Below are 15818 nucleotides of genomic sequence, written 5' to 3'. Positions count from 1 at the left end.
TTTAAATTATAAAATTAATGTCACTCTGAGGGCAATCGCAGAGTCTTTATAAAATAAAGAATGGCTAATCTTAAAGAAATACGTAACAGAATATCATCGGTATCTTCAACGATGCAAATTACCAGTGCCATGAAAATGGTATCGGCTGCAAAGTTAAAAAAGGCACAAGATGCTATTACAGCTATGCGTCCTTATTCAGATAAGTTAACCGAACTTTTACAAAGTTTGAGTGCCACTTTAGATGCTGATTCTGGAAGCGCATACGCCACACAACGTGAAGTAAAAAAAGTATTAATTGTAACTATAACCTCTAATAGAGGTTTAGCAGGTGCTTTTAACTCTAACATTATTAAAGAAGTTACGAAAATGACTTCTGGAACTTATGCAAACCAAGAAGTATCTTATCTTGCTATAGGTAAAAAGGGAAATGATGCCTTTAAGAAAACTAATAATGTTATAGATAACAAAAGTGATATTTACGATGACTTAACGTTTGATAACGTTGCTGAAATTGCTGAAATGTTAATGGATAAATTTATTACTGGTGAATTCGATAAAATCGATATCATTTATAATAAATTTAAAAATGCGGCAACTCAAATTGTAACTACCGAGCAATTTTTACCAATTGTACCTGTAGCAGGCGAAGCAGCTAACACTTCAGATTATGTTTTCGAACCATCGAAATTAGAAATCGTAGAGCAGTTAATTCCTAAGTCCTTAAAAACACAATTATACAAAGGTATTCGCGATTCTTTTGCAAGTGAACATGGCGCTCGTATGACGGCTATGCACAAAGCAACAGATAACGCAACCGAATTAAGAGATCAGCTTAAATTAACGTACAACAAAGCACGTCAAGCATCTATTACAAACGAAATCTTAGAAATTGTGGGTGGTGCAGAAGCATTGAACAATTAGACTGAAGCTTTAGCGAAGTCAAATCTCAATAGCGACAGTATTGAACAATTAGATAACGCATTTAATAAAATTCAAAATCCCCTTCAGGTTATAAACTTGAAGGGGATTTTTTTAGTTCTAATTCTTAAACTTAAAAAAGGCCTCGCCCCATTTCATGATTTTATTAATACATCATAACCTAATAAAGCGCCACTTACAGCTATTAACCGGCATAAAACAAGCAATAACTTATCTTTGCATGGCATTCTCTAAAAACGTACTTTTAACACCACAAAACAACTAGCATTGAGCGCACTAAAATCACTTTTCAAGCAAACATTCATTTATGGCCTAGCGACGGTTTTACCGAGAATGTTGAGTTTTATGCTTGTTCCTCTTTACACAAGCGATGGTGTACTTTCTTCCGTAAGTGAATATGGAGAAGTTTCGGTGATTTTCTCATACTTTGTTCTATTCAATGTTATTTTAGCTTATGGTATGGAAACCGCATTCTTTAGGTTTTTCAACAAGGAAGAAGATAAAAATAGCGTTACAGGGACCTCTGCTATATCCTTGGTTATATCATCCATCAGCTTCTTTACTATAGCGCTTATTTTTCAAAATCAAATCGCTTCATTTATAGATATAGATGTTAAGTATATTAACATCGTTATTTGGATATTACTATGCGACGCCCTTGTTATCATACCTTTCGCATGGTTACGTGCCACACAACAGCCCCTGCGTTACGCCATTATCAAAATATTAAACGTCGCCATAAACTTAGGTTTAAACCTCTTCTTTCTCCTAGCTTTAAAAGATTTATCAAATAACTTTTCTTTCTTCAACAGCATTTATATAGAAAATTTCGAAATCAGTTATATTTTCATAGCAAATCTTATATCAAGTGGTATCACACTACTTCTAATGTTTCCGTTTTACACAAAAATTAAATACGTCTTCAACAAAGAACTTTGGAAACGTATGATGTGTTATGCCTATCCGGTTTTAATTGCCGGCGTAGCATTTTCAATTAACGAAACATTTGATAGAATTCTTCTTAAAGAGCTTCTTCCTAAACATATTGCCGATGTAGATATCGGTATGTATTCGGCATGTTATAAACTCGCCCTGTTTATGACACTTTTTGCTACAGCTTATCGATTAGGTATCGAACCTTATTTTTTTAGCCATGCTAAAAGCGAAAATCCGCAAAAAAATTACGCAAGAATATTAGAATTCTATGTTGCATTAGGTTCTATAATTTTATTAGGCGTTGTCGTTTTTGCGGATATATTGAAACCTATAATTGTTAGAAGTGAAGATTATTGGGAAGCTATGTGGGTAGTTCCTATAATTTTAATGGCCAACTTCTTTTTAGGTATTTATCATAACCTATCTGTTTGGTATAAAGTCACCGATAAAACCAAATTTGGAGCATATATTTCTATTGTTGGTGCAATAATAACCTTAACTATTAATATTATATTCATCAAAGAATTCAGTTATAAGGCATCGGCAGTTGCAACGCTATCAGCCTATGCTGTTATGATGGTTTTATCTTATTACTTCGGAAGAAAATATTACCCTATACCCTACAATCTAAAAAAAATACTAATGTACCTAATACTCTCCATTGGTCTATCCATATTATCCTTTTATCAATTTAGAGGTGATTATGTTGTAGGCATATCAATGTTAATTGTATTTTTGGGAATCGTTTATTTTTCAGAGAAAGATGACATCAAAAAAATCTTAAAAACGAAGTAAAACGTAAGTAAAACAGATGGAGATAAAAATAATAAATAAATCTAACCACGAGTTACCGCACTATGAAACCATAGCATCGGCCGGTATGGATTTACGCGCAAATATAACAGAAGCTATTACCTTAAAACCATTAGCAAGAACAATTGTTAAAACAGGTCTATTTATTGAATTACCAATAGGTTTTGAAGCTCAAGTTCGTCCACGTAGTGGGTTGGCTGCAAAAAAAGGTGTAACCGTTTTAAACGCACCAGGAACCATTGATGCAGATTACCGTGGAGAAATTGGAGTTATATTAGTTAATATTTCTAATGAAGATTTCGTTATCGAAAACGGTGAACGCATTGCACAACTCGTTATTGCAAAACACGAACGTGCGGAGTGGATATCTGTTGAAGAATTATCTGAAACCTCAAGAGGCGAAGGCGGATTTGGAAGTACGGGTGTGAAATAAAAGTTAACCCTAGCTCTTTTACAGCGAAATATAATTGTAGCTGTCTCGTTTATTTTGAAACCATCGAGAATGGAGCTCTCACCGAAAAAAGAGAGAGAGACAATTTAAGAAATGGAAAAGAGATTGGAAAATTAAATTAATTGAAGACATGAAACCGAGTTGGGCAGATTTAAGCTTCAATTGGAATTTAAACTTTAATAAAATAAGAGAATAAAAAATTCCAACCGATAAACATCGGTGTTTTTGGAATTAAGTTTAACTAATAGATACCTGCTTTCGCAGGCATAAAATTATGAAAATAATAGTACCAATGGCCGGACGCGGATCGCGTTTACGCCCTCACAGTTTAACAGTACCAAAACCATTAATTCCTGTTGCCGGACAACCTATTGTACACCGTTTGGTAAAAGATATCGCCAAAGTTTTAAAACAACCCATAGAAGAAATTGCCTTTGTTTTAGGCGATCCTGCTTGGTTTGGAGACGATGTTGTAGAAAGCTTAAAAGCCCTTGCCGAAAACTTAGGCGCAAAAGCTTCTATTTACCGTCAAGATAAACCATTAGGTACTGGCCACGCTATTATGTGTGCAGAACCTTCGCTTTCTGGCCCTGCAGTTATTGCTTATGCCGATACTTTAATTCGTGCTGAATTCGATTTAGATCCGGCTGCCGATAGTGTTATTTGGACCAAGCAAGTAAAAAACCCAGAAGCTTATGGTGTGGTAAAATTAAACGATAACCAAGAAATTGTTGAACTTGTTGAAAAACCAGAATCTTTTGTTAGCGACCAAGCAGTAATTGGTATTTATTACTTTAAAGATGTTGCTGTTTTAAAAGGAAAACTTCAAGAAATTCTTGATGAAAATATTATGAATGGTGGCGAATACCAAATTAACGATGGTATAAAACGCATGATGGCAGACGGTAAAGTATTTAAAACCGGAACTGTTGATGAGTGGATGGATTGTGGAAACAAAGCCATTACTATAGAAACTAACCAACGTATGTTAGGCTTTTTAAAAGCTGATGGAGAAGAGCAATTAGTTGCAACATCGGCTAAACTAGAAAACTCTAACATTATAGAACCTTGTTTTATTGGTGAAAATGTTGTGCTAAAAGATGCGACTGTAGGCCCTTTTGTTTCTATCGGAAACAATACGGTTATAGAAAATTCGACTATTAAAAACAGTTTAATTCAAACAAACTCGACTATTAAAAATGCGAATTTGGATAATGCTATGATTGGAAATCACGTAAAATACGATGGGGATTTTACAAGCATTAGTATTGGTGATTATTCAGTATTAGAATAAATTTTAATTCCCTCGAAAAGGGGAATCTTATCAAATAGTGCTCATAGATATTATTTGACTGACGACCAAAGCGTAATTACCGCGGATTAGTTCGCGTTAGGGATTGCAGAGAAAAGCCCACAGCCCGACGTAAGGAGGTGCGAGGACTTGTAACGTAAAGCCCGACCTTTAGGTAACGCCCAAATTAAAAGTAATGAAAAGAAACATCTACATATTATTTTTTCTCTTCGGAATGTTTTTACTTCCGCAGATAAACTATGCGCAAGTGGATTTAAATAAACCTCCCGACGACGATTTAGGAAATAATGAAGATGCTTTTCAGGAGTTATTTTACGAAGCTTTAAAGCAAAAAAGTATTGAGAATTTCGATCGTGCTGCGGAAGGTTTTCAAAAATGTATTGCATTAAACCAATCTATTCCTGTTTTACATTTTGAATTAGGAAAAAGCTATTATAAACTTAAAAATTATAATTCTGCCGAAGAGTCTCTAAAAAAAGCAGTCGATTTAGAACCAGATAATGAATGGTTTCTAGATGAGCTTTATGGCTTTTATGCTGGACAAAACGATTTGGATAATGCTATTAAAACGGTTAAACAATTAGTTAGTTATCATCCAGATTATAAAGAGGATTTGGCATCGCTTTACGTAAAAACAAAGCGTTATGATGAAGCTCTACTACTTTTAGATGAGTTGGATACTGAGCTTGGTGTTTCTATAGATAGAGACCGTATGCGAAATATAGCATACGAAGCCACAGGCAGAAAAAAAGATCAAATAGAAAATTTAGAGTCTCGAGTTGAAAATAATCCCGATAAAGAATCGAACTATTTAGCTTTAATTTTCCGCTACAGCGAAAACAATAATAAAGAAAAAGCTTTTGAAACCGCAAAGGAACTTCTTGAAAACAACCCAAATTCGCAGCTTGTACATTTAGCTTTGTACAAATTCTATTTAGATGAAAACAATGCGGATAAAGCTATAGAATCGATGAAGGTTGTTGTGCAAAGCACACAAATAAAACCTGAGGCTAAGGTAAAAGTATTATCTGACTTTGTTAATTTCGTTAAGCAAAACCCACAATATGAAGCGGATTTACTAGAAGCTACAGCTTTGGTCACCGAAGAAGACAACGAGAAATCGCTGTTAGAAATGGGACAATATTATTTATCTAAAAACAACAAAACTAAAGCTTTAGAATATTTTGAAAAAGCACTAGAGCAAGACGGTAATAATTTTGCCGTTTTAAAAAATATTTTGTTGCTTAAAATTGATTTGCAGAACTTTAAAGCCGTGCAAGCAGAAAGCAGCGAAGCTTTAGAAAAATATCCATCGCAGCCTTTATTATATCTAGTAAATGGTGTGGCTTTAAATAACCTCAACCAACCTAAAGAAGCTATTGAAGCTTTAGAAATTGGATTAGATTATATTATTGATGATGTTAAAATGGAGGCTGATTTTTACAATCAATTAAGCAAAGCTTACACGCTTTTAAACAATACTGCCAAAGCGCAAACGTTTAGTGATAAGGCACAACAATTAAAAAATTAATGAACAAACCTATATATTACGTTTTAAGTATTATTCTGCTTTTAAGTTTTAGCTGTAAATCGGCACGAACGGTTACTGGTGGCGCTGATAATTTAAGCCTATCTACCAAAGCGGTTATAAAAGAAAACAGCAAGCAGAGTCCGGATTTTAAAACATTACAAGCTAAACTTAGAATTAACTTTAATAAAAACGGAAAATCGCAAACCAACAGTGTTAGCTTTAGAGCTAAAAAAGATGAAGTACTGTGGATGAACGCACCGTTTTCTGTTATTAGAGCGATGATAACTCCAGAAAAAGTTGGATTTTATAATAAACTAGACAACACTTATTTTGAAGGCGATTTTTCATATTTAAGTAAATTATTGGGTACGGAATTAGATTTTCAAAAGGTGCAAAACTTACTTTTAGGTGATGCTATTTTCGATTTAAAAAATGGAAGTTACACGGCTTCGGTTAACGATGACACTTATATTCTGCAACCTAAGAAACAACAGCTTTTGTTTGAGATTTTCTTTTTAATAGACCCTTCTCTTTTTAAAGTGAAATCGCAACAAATAAGTCAGCCTAAAGAATTTAGACATCTACAAATTGATTATTTATCGCATCAGGAAGTAGAGAAACAAATACTGCCAGAAAACATAAAAGTTATTGCTGTAGAAGGCAACGAAGAAACCATTATAAATCTAGAATTTAAAAGTGTAACATTAAACGAAGACTTACGTTTTCCGTTTAAGATACCTTCAGGTTTCAAAAAAATTGAATTGGAATGATTTTAGGAAAATCTTCATATAAAATAATTTTTCTACTAGGCTTTTTGCTTTGTAGCTCTCTTAGTTTTTCTCAAAACAATAAACAAAAAGAGCTAGAAACGCGTCGCCAAGAGCTGCGTCGCGAAATTCAGAAAATAAACGAATTACGTACCGAAAATAAAACGATAGCGAAATCGAAACTTTCTTTAATTGAAGATTTTAATCACAAAATAAATGTGTTGGATAATTTGATAAAAGTAACCAACCGCCAAGCCAACTTATTAACACGCGAAATAAACACGAATCAGAGCAAAATAACGAGTTTAAGAGACGAACTCAAGCAATTGAAGGCAGAATACGCTGCTATGATTGTTAAGTCGTATAAAAGCAAAAATCAACAAAGTAGGATTATGTTTTTATTATCGTCTAATAATTTTAAGCAAGCCTACAAGCGTGTGCAGTATATGCAGCAATATGCCGACCATCAAAAAAAACAAGGTGAGACTATAAAGGCAAAAACAAAGGAGTTACAAGACATAAACACCAACTTATTAAAGCAAAAGGAGGAGAAAAATAATTTAATTGCTGAAAATAAGGTTACTCAAAAATCTTTAGAAAGCGAGCGTAAACAGCAACAGGCTTTAATGAAAGAAATTCAGAGTAATATTTCGCGCTACGCTAATCAAATTAAAGATAAAGAAAAAGAAGCCCGACGCATTGATGCCGAAATAAATAAAATTATTAGAGCCGCTATTGCTAAATCTAATAAAAAAGCTGGAAAATCTTCGAGTTCAAAAACATTTGCATTAACACCAGAAGGTTTAGCCTTAGCCAAAAACTTTGAAGCCAACCGTGGTAAATTAGTTTGGCCAGTAAGCAAAGGTGTTGTACAAATGGGCTACGGTAAGCAACCACACCCCGTAATAAAATCGTTAACCATAAACAGTAACGGTGTACGTATTGCAACCGAAAAGGGCGCTAAAGCTAGAGCTGTTTTTAATGGCGAAGTTATTGGTGTAGTGGCCAACAAAAATGTAAATCCGTTTGTAATTATACAGCACGGAAATTATATTACGTACTATAAAAACTTATCTAAAATTTACGTAAAAGCAGGAGATAAAGTAACAACCAAACAAGATATTGGCGAGGTATTTACCAACCCTTCAACAGGCGAAACCATTTTGAGTTTTGTAATTTCCAAAGATACGGACACACAAAATCCATCGAGTTGGATTTATAAAATGTAAACTACACCTCTGCCCCACCCGAAAAATGTAGTTCTAACTCTTTTAAGGTAGCTTCACTGGTTTGTAAATCTTTTACTATCGTTCCTTTTTCTAAAACAACAATGCGCTCGCAAACATCGGTTACGTGCGATAAGTCGTGACTAGAGACTAAAACGGTAACGCCCTGTTTTTCGGCAAGGTTTTTAATAATGCCTTTTAGTCTAATTTGTGTAGTTGGATCTAGGTTTGCAAAAGGTTCATCTAAAATAATAACCTCAGGGTTGCCAATTAATGCGGCTACAATACCGGCTTTCTTTTGATTCCCTTTACTTAAATCGCGTAAAAACTTCTTTTTTCCTAAAATTTCATCGTGAAAAAAATCTGAAAATTGTGCAACCAAAGCATCCACATCGGCCTTATTTTGATTCCGAAGTTCTCCTATAAAATAGAAATACTCTTCGGGTGTTAGATACCCAATTAAAAAGGTTTCGTCTATAAAAGCTGATGTAAACGGTTTCCAATCTTCACTTTTATCCACCTGCACATCGTTACTTTTAATAAAACCTGTAGTCGGTTGAATTAAATCTAAAAGCAAGCTGAAATACGTGGTTTTACCAGCGCCATTATTACCCACTAAGCCAAAACTCTGCCCTTTTGGAATATCTAGAGATTCAATGTTTAAAACCTGATTTCCGCTGTATGTTTTCGATAAATTTGATGTTGTTATCATAATATATTTTTAATTATCCTGATCGAAAGCATCAATCATTTTATACTTGGAGTTTACGTATTTATTGGTAATAAATGTCATTATTTTTTGATGAAGCAAAATACCAATCACACCTAATAAGCCCAACACCAAACATGCTATTTCAAAACTACTAATAGCATACGTAATACCGAATATGGCCAAAGGCACAAACATAAGCGGTATACCAATTAACCATTGCACAGCCCCAGTCCCTTGGAAATTAAAAGCCGCTTTTTGATCGAGGTTAATTTTTTTTCTATTGTATGAGCCTCCAATTAAAATAACATGCGTATTTACACCAATGTTATAAATGGCCGCTACAAATTGTGCTAATAAAATTTTCCATCCAAAATATACATACGGAATACTTAGCACGAAAAGGATAATAACGCTTAACGTCATTAAGGTGAATTTGGACTTTAAATAATTTTCGTACTTAATATTTTGACTCATTAAGAGTTTGTAATATCCACTATCCCAGGCCGGAATAAATTGTCCGAAATTAATTAAAAAGATACCTGTTACAAAAATGCCAACAAAGGCATACATCCAAGGCATTTCCATATATTTCTGATCTGGATAAAACATCAAACCGTATAATAACCCCATGCCTAGCATCCATAATGAAGATCTGGTACGTTTATTTCGCCATAACAATTTTAAATCTAATTGCATAAAAGGCGCCACATCTCCAAAGCTTCTTGTCCAGTCTAAATTTGAAGTTTGTACTTCCTTAATTTTAGTTTTTAAACCACTATCCAAAAACAGTTTTTGTTTCAGTAATTTAAAATTGAAAAGATAAAGCCCAACTAAAATAGCAATAAGTATTCCAATAAAACCAGGCGTGTTATAAATAGCTTGAAACCCACTAGAAACTAAAGTGCTTAAAGAAATAATTTGAAAATAGTCTAAGGCATATAAAGCGACAACCAAAGCTATTATTGGTAAAAACGAAAGCTCGTATTCTGCAGAAAAGCTTTCAATAATGAAGTTTAAAAAATTAATTATTAAGGTTGTAATAACCAATGCAAGCATCCAAAACAAAACAGACGTTGTTGGATAGTCGTTAAATATTAAGGTAATCCCGAAAGGAATAATTGCGAAAAGCGGTAATGCATTAAAAAATGAAAACACCGATTTTCGCAATACATAATTTACAATTTGACTTCGTTTAACAGGTAGGGTAAGTAATGGCTTAACGCTCATTACTGGTAGTTTCTGCATAAAAAACCGTAACACCAAATCGCCCAATACCCAGTAAAACAAAAAACTATTTACGGTTAAAAATGGATTCTGATCTGGAAATTTATCATTCAAAAAAGGGTAAACAGCAATGCCTATTAACAAAAACATGCCCACTAAGTATAGTGCAAAAAAGCCCATTAAAACTTTTAAAGCAAGCCCTTTACCAAAATCGGCAGATCTAAAAAATGCTTTCCATTCTAAACTTAAAAATAGTTTAATCATGTTAGCGATTAATTATATTTTGCCGCTATACCTTGAACTTCTATTCCCCAAGATTGCCCCATGGCCATACCCCGTTGTGCTAGGTTTAACTGCTTAGATGCTAGTTTTTTTCCTAAATCTGTATTATAAAACTTAACTAATTCTTTTATTTCTGGTTGAGTAAATTCACCCATGTACAAATCTGCCATTTTATCGTACAAACCATCTAAAGTACCATTTGCTTCTTTAGTGTAAGCGTCTTTCTTTTCATCTGGAACCATCATGCCTAGTTGTGCAATGGCCGTTTCGAAAGCAGAACCTGCACCTGTAATTTTAATAAACTCGATAGTTTCTTTTTTAAAATCGCTTTGTTCTTGAGCTTGCGTTGCAAGTGTTAGCATAAATAAGCCAATGCATAGTAGTTTTTTCATTTTAATTGAAGTTTAATAGTTTGTATATATTGAATTATAATTGTTAGTAATAAATTTAGGGAAATTGTTACAAAGAATGCAGAAAAATAATCTTCTAAGTCGTTTGTAAGTGATATTCCGGATAAGTTTCTTCAAGCAATTCTTCAGATTTTTTAGGAATTAATTCTAGACTAATATAGGCCAATAAGCAGGTAACACTCAATAATACAGATATCACAATAACCAAATATTTTGTTTGATGTAATGGTGTTGTACTGTTTAATAAATTAATATTGTAATAAATTAAAACCATTCCAAACCCTCCAGCCTGTTTAAAAATTAAATCTTCTAGCAACCATTTTTGCTTAGTGGCTTTACTTTTCTTTTTAAAATTTCTATTCAACATAAAACTTTTATATGTACACCAAACTGCAAGAATTCCGTAAAAAATATAGATGAAGTATTCAGAAAACTGAGAAACAAGTAAGGTATAAAAGCAAATGCTTAAAGCCAATGTTATAATTATCTTAGGCAATGAAAACCATATTTTTAACTCGCGCCATAAGTATTTAAAATAGCGTTTAGTCATAGCACGTTCTCGATGGATAACCACATCACTAAACCCGTAAACACCAAATTTCTTAAAGGCTTTTTCACTAGCATTTACAAAAGATAGATTAGGTTCCTGCTCCCAAATAGCCTCAATATCATTAGCTAAATGATCTACAAGTTCTGTTTGCAAATCGTAATATTCTACAAAATGGTCTCTTGTAAACTGATACAAATTTTCTATATGCCTTTCGCTAAGTTCCATGATGTCTAAGGTTTTGTTATTAATCAAATCTAAATTCAGGATTTACCAATGCACGCATGGTTTTAATGTAGCGTTCTAGTTCCTCAAGTTTATTAACTGTTTCTTGAGTACCTTGTTCGGTTAATTTGTAATATTTCCGGAGTCTGTTATCGACTTTTAAAACCTCAACCTCTAGTAAACCTTCAGCTTCAAGCTTATGTAAAGATGGGTATAGAGCACCTTCGGTAATTTTAAGTTCTCCTTTTGTTATCTCTTTTACCTTTTGAGTAATTTCATAACCATACATTTTTTCATGCTCGTTTAAAAGCTTTAAAATAATAGTTGAAAGACTGCCTTTATATAATTTTGCGTTTCCCATGATTACATCAAATATACATAAATAAGTTATGCATGTAAAATTTGGTGTTAATTTGTGCAAAAATTTTCGGCAAAAACTTAAAGCTTCACTATTTTTGTTAAAAATTAATATCCATGTCATCATTTAATAAACTTTCAGTTAAAAGCATAAATAGAGAAACAGAAAAATCTATTAGCATTGCTTTCAACTTACCGGAAAATTTAAAAGAAACTTTTTCGTTTTCTGCAGGACAGTACATTACTTTAAAAACCGAAATTAACGGTAATGAAATACGTCGCGATTATTCGTTATGTGTTTCACCTAAAAGCGGAGAACTTAAAGTTGCTGTAAAGGAAGTGAAAGATGGCACTTTTTCGGCTTATGCTAATAACACTTTAAAAGTTGGTGATACTCTAGAAGTTGCACCTCCAAAAGGTCGTTTTACGTTTACGCCTAACGATAGTAAAACTAAAAACATAGCCGTTTTTGCTGCTGGTAGTGGTATAACCCCTATTTTAAGTATTATAAAATGTGCTTTAGAAGAAGAAAAACTAAGCAAAGTAATATTAGTTTACGGTAATAAAACTACCGCAGACACGATGTTTTTTGATGAAATATTAGAACTTCAACATGCTTACAAAGATCGTTTTTCAGTTCAATTTGTATTTAGCCAACAAGATGAAGAGGATGCTATTTTTGGAAGAATAGAAAAAAGCACTGTAAACTACGTTATTAAAAACAAGCATAAACACGTTGAAGTTGACGCTTTTTACCTTTGTGGACCAGAAGCTATGATCCATATGGTGAAAGATGTTTTAACTGAACATGATATTGATGAAAACCGAATTCATTTCGAACTTTTTAAAGCTTCGAAACCTGCCGAAATTGAATCAAACGCTGCAGTTTCTAACGGAAAAACAAAAATTACCGTTACTGTTGACGACGAAAGTACAACTTTTGAAATGTCGCAGAAACAAACTATTCTTGAAGCGGCTTTAGATGAAGATCTAGATGCACCTTACTCTTGCCAAGGCGGAATTTGCAGCAGTTGTTTAGCACGTATTACAGAAGGCGAAGCCACTATGCGCCAAAACAATATTTTAACTGAAAGTGAAGTTGCCGAAGGTTTAATTTTAACGTGCCAAGCCCACCCTACAACAGACTCTATTACGGTAGATTTTGATGACGTTTAAAAACAGAACACATTAATGGTTCACCTAATTGTTGGAAATACAGGATCGGGGAAAACAACCTATGCACAAAATTTAAAAGCAAAGACAAACGCTATTGTTTTTTCTATTGATAAGTGGAACAACACCTTATTTCTCCCTGATAAAAAAGCAACCGATGGATTAGATTGGTTTTTGGAACGTATTGAGCGTTCTGAAATTATGATTTTAGATTTAATACATCAATTAGAACAAGCAGGAATCGACTCCATTTTAGACCTAGGGCTTGCAAAATTTGAACACCGCGAAAAATTCAGAGTTTTTTGTACTGAACATAATTATCAAATAACCACTCATTTTCTAGACATTCCCAAAGCCATTAGACTTGAACGCGTTCTAAAACGCAATACCGAAAAAGGAAATACTTTTGAGTTTGAAGTAAGCAAAACTGATTTTGATTTTATGGAAACTTGGTTTGAAACTCCAACCACTATCGAACTGAAAGACAGCATTATAATTCACGAATAAAATCCCCTGTTTTGGTATTTAAACCATTATGAGTAAAACAAAACGCATTGGTCAAAAAATTAAACGTAATGCACGAATTTCGAAATATATAATCTACAAAGAAACTCTAGTAGATTATAGAGAGAAATTTTGGTCGTTTATTGGTGCTTTTACGGGTATTGGACTTATAGCCTTTATTCAATCGAAATACTTATTAGAAACTGAAAATATGTTTCTTATTGGCTCATTTGGTGCATCGAGCGTATTAGTGTTTGGAGCCATACAAAGCCCGTTAGCACAGCCAAGAAACGTTATTGGCGGACAAGTAATTTCGGCATTGATTGGTGTTACTATAGCTAAGTTTATACCCGATATTATTTGGCTTACCGCACCGCTAGCCGTAGCAACCTCTATAATTGCCATGCAGTTTACAAAAACCTTACATCCGCCAGGAGGAGCCACCGCTCTTATTGCCATTATAGGTACTGAAAACATTAAAAACTTAGGATATTTTTATGTTTTATCTCCTGTTTTATCAGGTTCGTTAATCCTATTAGTTGTTGCTCTAATATTTAATAACATGACTAAACATAGGTCTTACCCAACAAACGGTAGCTTAACAAAAGCATTTAAAAGTAAAGGGTTAAAAGGCTAATGGTAAAAACGGGTTAGATACTGTTCTTTATTTTTGTGATTATAGTTTCGGGGCTAATACTTCCCGCAGCTTCTTTGTAGTTTTCTGGATATTTATTACCAAAAATGGAAGTTGGTATTTTGGGAAATTCATCTTTATTAGCGACTAAAGCATAATCACTAGGTTGATTAAATGGTGCAAAACCAGCAAACGGATGTGTTACACCCCAAATAGTTATTGTTTTTACGCCCATCATGGCTGCCATATGCGCGTTTCCAGAATCCATGGCCAACATACCATCTAAATTAGAAATAAGGTCTAATTCTTCATTTAAATTAAGTTTTCCCGCAGCGTTTACAACATTGTCAAAACTGTTTTCAATAGCAGTAAGCGCTTCAATTTCTTGTTTACCTCCACCAAATAAAACAATTTGGTAGTCTTTAGAAAGTGCCTCAATAACTCGTTTCATTAAGTTTAGAGGATACATTTTACCTGCATGAGCAGCAAAAGGCGCAATACCTATTATTTTTTTAAAATTATGCCCCAAAAATGCTTGCAATTTTGTGCTTAAAACGGCGCGTTCAGGAAAGGTTGGATTAGACAAATCCAAATTATAACCTAGTTTATTAAAAACATCAGCGTAACGTTGATGCGTGGTTTTTAGTTGCTGAAACTTTGTGCCAGAAACCAAAGCTTTCTTCTCAGCTCTGCCTTTTTTAATCTGTATAGTCTGCTTTCCAAAGAAAAATAGTTTTAGAATTTGACTTCGTAAAACATTGTGCAAATCGGCAATGGCATCAATTTTAAAAACCTTTAATTCATTTGATAGTTTCCAAAGCCCCAAAATACCTTTATGTCTCTTTTTTACCTCAGCCGGAAAAACGGTAACATTAGGTAAATCTCGAAAAAATGGTGCAAAAAACTCTCGTGTTAAAACCGTGATTTTTACGTCTGGATATTTTTTAATTAAAGCACGTAAAACAGGCACCGTCATCGCCACATCTCCCATAGCAGACAAGCGAATAACTAATATGTGTTGTTTTGGTTTCACCATTTAATTTAAGCACTAAAAAAAACGGACTGAGCCAAAATAAAGCACCGTCCGTTTTTATAATTTCACTAATTATTTTTGCCCTCTTAATACAGGGTTTAATTCATCGTCGTTGTACATTTTCATTTGTTTGTACACCTTCATGTATTTATCACCTTTTTCAATATCGGCTAAAAGCGTATCAATTGCTGTAGACAAATCTACACGTTGCTCTAACAAAATATCTAGTTTTGTTTGGCAAGCAGCTCTATGACTATCGGTAGCATCTGTACGTGTTGCCTCTTCATTCATATGATATACTTTTAAAGCCAAAATCGATAAACGATCTACACCCCAAGCTGGACTTTCTGTATTGATAGTTGCACCTTCTTTAACCTCAACATCCTTGTATTTCTCAAGAAAATAACTGTCGATATATTCTACCATATCCGTTCTATCTTGGTTTGATGCATCAATTTTACGTTTTAAAGTTAACGCCGCTACAGGATCTATTTGTGGGTCACGAATAATATCTTCATAATGCCATTGCACTGTATCAATCCAACATTTTCTGTATAGCAAATGCTCTAGCAAATCACTTTCCGCGTAAGCGTTAGTAAAAGGTTGATCGACTGTATTAATAATGTGGTATTTTGCAATAACCTCTTGAAAAATTTTATTAGCTTTAGTTGTAAACATATTGTATAAATTTTAAAGTACAAATATACTTGATATTTACTTAACTTTACTGTTAGAAACTCGA

17 protein-coding genes are annotated in these 15818 nt (G+C 33.6%); 10 read left to right on the top strand and 7 right to left on the bottom strand.

Features of this window, described 5'->3' with window-relative positions; all coding sequences use genetic code 11:
* Window positions 1-60 precede the first annotated feature (60 nt).
* The 7 genes from atpG to V6246_RS10400 all read left to right on the top strand — a co-directional run bounded on the left by atpG (window position 61) and on the right by V6246_RS10400 (window position 7978).
* The gene (gene atpG, locus V6246_RS10430; protein ID WP_341560405.1) at window positions 61-921 is read left to right on the top strand and encodes an ATP synthase F1 subunit gamma; all 861 of its coding nucleotides are present in this window, start codon (window positions 61-63) and stop codon (window positions 919-921) included.
* A gap of 285 nt (window positions 922-1206) precedes the next feature.
* Window positions 1207-2670: an oligosaccharide flippase family protein gene (locus V6246_RS10425; protein WP_341560404.1), complete on the top strand. Its 1464-nt coding sequence runs from the start codon at window positions 1207-1209 to the stop codon at window positions 2668-2670.
* 16 nt (window positions 2671-2686) lie between these two features.
* Window positions 2687-3121: a dUTP diphosphatase gene (gene dut, locus V6246_RS10420; RefSeq protein ID WP_341560403.1), complete on the top strand. Its 435-nt coding sequence runs from the start codon at window positions 2687-2689 to the stop codon at window positions 3119-3121.
* A gap of 292 nt (window positions 3122-3413) precedes the next feature.
* Window positions 3414-4433 carry a sugar phosphate nucleotidyltransferase gene (locus V6246_RS10415; RefSeq protein ID WP_341560402.1) on the top strand — a complete coding sequence of 340 codons (1020 nt, stop codon included), beginning with the start codon at window positions 3414-3416 and terminating at the stop codon, window positions 4431-4433.
* A 193-nt stretch (window positions 4434-4626) separates the two neighbouring features.
* Window positions 4627-5982, top strand: a complete 1356-nt coding sequence (locus V6246_RS10410; protein WP_341560401.1) for a tetratricopeptide repeat protein — start codon at window positions 4627-4629, stop codon at window positions 5980-5982.
* The gene (locus V6246_RS10405) at window positions 5982-6752 is read left to right on the top strand and encodes a DUF4292 domain-containing protein (protein WP_341560400.1); all 771 of its coding nucleotides are present in this window, start codon (window positions 5982-5984) and stop codon (window positions 6750-6752) included. Before V6246_RS10410 ends, V6246_RS10405 begins: the two co-directional genes overlap by 1 nt.
* A complete protein-coding gene (locus tag V6246_RS10400; RefSeq protein WP_341560399.1) occupies window positions 6749-7978 on the top strand; it encodes a murein hydrolase activator EnvC family protein in 1230 nt (409 codons plus the stop codon). Before V6246_RS10405 ends, V6246_RS10400 begins: the two co-directional genes overlap by 4 nt.
* 1 nt (window position 7979) lies before the next feature.
* Here V6246_RS10400 and V6246_RS10395 read toward each other — a convergent pair whose 3' ends face one another.
* From V6246_RS10395 to V6246_RS10375, 5 genes are all read right to left on the bottom strand, one after another.
* Complete coding sequence (locus V6246_RS10395) at window positions 7980-8687, bottom strand: ABC transporter ATP-binding protein (RefSeq protein ID WP_341560398.1); 708 nt, start codon at window positions 8685-8687, stop codon at window positions 7980-7982.
* A 9-nt stretch (window positions 8688-8696) separates the two neighbouring features.
* Window positions 8697-10175 (bottom strand): DUF5687 family protein, encoded by a 1479-nt coding sequence (locus V6246_RS10390; RefSeq protein ID WP_341560397.1) that lies wholly within the window; start codon window positions 10173-10175, stop codon window positions 8697-8699.
* An 8-nt stretch (window positions 10176-10183) separates the two neighbouring features.
* Window positions 10184-10585 (bottom strand): DUF2059 domain-containing protein, encoded by a 402-nt coding sequence (locus tag V6246_RS10385; protein WP_159018830.1) that lies wholly within the window; start codon window positions 10583-10585, stop codon window positions 10184-10186.
* 94 nt (window positions 10586-10679) lie between these two features.
* Window positions 10680-11378, bottom strand: a complete 699-nt coding sequence (locus V6246_RS10380) for a hypothetical protein (protein ID WP_341560396.1) — start codon at window positions 11376-11378, stop codon at window positions 10680-10682.
* A gap of 19 nt (window positions 11379-11397) precedes the next feature.
* Window positions 11398-11736, bottom strand: coding sequence for a PadR family transcriptional regulator (locus tag V6246_RS10375; RefSeq protein ID WP_074936480.1), 339 nt, complete (start codon window positions 11734-11736; stop codon window positions 11398-11400).
* 113 nt (window positions 11737-11849) lie between these two features.
* Here V6246_RS10375 and V6246_RS10370 point away from each other — a divergent pair, with 113 nt between their 5' ends.
* Genes V6246_RS10370 through V6246_RS10360 form a run of 3 tightly spaced genes read left to right on the top strand, consistent with a single transcriptional unit; the run spans window position 11850 to window position 14046 of the window.
* Window positions 11850-12908 carry a ferredoxin--NADP reductase gene (locus V6246_RS10370; RefSeq protein WP_341560394.1) on the top strand — a complete coding sequence of 353 codons (1059 nt, stop codon included), beginning with the start codon at window positions 11850-11852 and terminating at the stop codon, window positions 12906-12908.
* A 15-nt stretch (window positions 12909-12923) separates the two neighbouring features.
* Window positions 12924-13412: an AAA family ATPase gene (locus V6246_RS10365; protein WP_042500705.1), complete on the top strand. Its 489-nt coding sequence runs from the start codon at window positions 12924-12926 to the stop codon at window positions 13410-13412.
* 28 nt (window positions 13413-13440) lie between these two features.
* Entirely contained in the window at window positions 13441-14046 is a 606-nt protein-coding gene (locus V6246_RS10360; protein ID WP_341560391.1) for an HPP family protein, read from the top strand.
* Between the two features lie 13 nt (window positions 14047-14059).
* Here V6246_RS10360 and V6246_RS10355 read toward each other — a convergent pair whose 3' ends face one another.
* Both V6246_RS10355 and V6246_RS10350 read right to left on the bottom strand, forming a co-directional pair.
* Entirely contained in the window at window positions 14060-15079 is a 1020-nt protein-coding gene (locus tag V6246_RS10355) for a glycosyltransferase family 9 protein (protein ID WP_341560390.1), read from the bottom strand.
* A gap of 69 nt (window positions 15080-15148) precedes the next feature.
* Window positions 15149-15754: a DUF4254 domain-containing protein gene (locus tag V6246_RS10350; RefSeq protein ID WP_074936489.1), complete on the bottom strand. Its 606-nt coding sequence runs from the start codon at window positions 15752-15754 to the stop codon at window positions 15149-15151.
* Window positions 15755-15818: the final 64 nt, after the last annotated feature.

Origin of the sequence: Algibacter sp. TI.3.09 (genome assembly GCF_038154905.1) — a bacterium.
Lineage (GTDB): Bacteria > Bacteroidota > Bacteroidia > Flavobacteriales > Flavobacteriaceae > Algibacter.
Note: the sequence above shows the minus strand (reverse complement) of the source record. Positions and strands in the feature narration are given on the sequence as shown.

Coding starts and splice junctions, on each gene's coding strand:
- V6246_RS10360 (WP_341560391.1), top strand. CDS start 13,441: ATGAGTAAAACAAAACGCATTGGTCAAAAAATTAAACGTAATGCACGA.
- V6246_RS10385 (WP_159018830.1), bottom strand. CDS start 10,585: ATGAAAAAACTACTATGCATTGGCTTATTTATGCTAACACTTGCAACG.
- V6246_RS10375 (WP_074936480.1), bottom strand. CDS start 11,736: ATGGGAAACGCAAAATTATATAAAGGCAGTCTTTCAACTATTATTTTA.
- V6246_RS10365 (WP_042500705.1), top strand. CDS start 12,924: ATGGTTCACCTAATTGTTGGAAATACAGGATCGGGGAAAACAACCTAT.
- dut (WP_341560403.1), top strand. CDS start 2,687: ATGGAGATAAAAATAATAAATAAATCTAACCACGAGTTACCGCACTAT.
- V6246_RS10410 (WP_341560401.1), top strand. CDS start 4,627: ATGAAAAGAAACATCTACATATTATTTTTTCTCTTCGGAATGTTTTTA.
- V6246_RS10405 (WP_341560400.1), top strand. CDS start 5,982: ATGAACAAACCTATATATTACGTTTTAAGTATTATTCTGCTTTTAAGT.
- atpG (WP_341560405.1), top strand. CDS start 61: ATGGCTAATCTTAAAGAAATACGTAACAGAATATCATCGGTATCTTCA.
- V6246_RS10380 (WP_341560396.1), bottom strand. CDS start 11,378: ATGGAACTTAGCGAAAGGCATATAGAAAATTTGTATCAGTTTACAAGA.
- V6246_RS10395 (WP_341560398.1), bottom strand. CDS start 8,687: ATGATAACAACATCAAATTTATCGAAAACATACAGCGGAAATCAGGTT.
- V6246_RS10400 (WP_341560399.1), top strand. CDS start 6,749: ATGATTTTAGGAAAATCTTCATATAAAATAATTTTTCTACTAGGCTTT.
- V6246_RS10415 (WP_341560402.1), top strand. CDS start 3,414: ATGAAAATAATAGTACCAATGGCCGGACGCGGATCGCGTTTACGCCCT.
- V6246_RS10355 (WP_341560390.1), bottom strand. CDS start 15,079: ATGGTGAAACCAAAACAACACATATTAGTTATTCGCTTGTCTGCTATG.
- V6246_RS10350 (WP_074936489.1), bottom strand. CDS start 15,754: ATGTTTACAACTAAAGCTAATAAAATTTTTCAAGAGGTTATTGCAAAA.
- V6246_RS10370 (WP_341560394.1), top strand. CDS start 11,850: ATGTCATCATTTAATAAACTTTCAGTTAAAAGCATAAATAGAGAAACA.
- V6246_RS10390 (WP_341560397.1), bottom strand. CDS start 10,175: ATGATTAAACTATTTTTAAGTTTAGAATGGAAAGCATTTTTTAGATCT.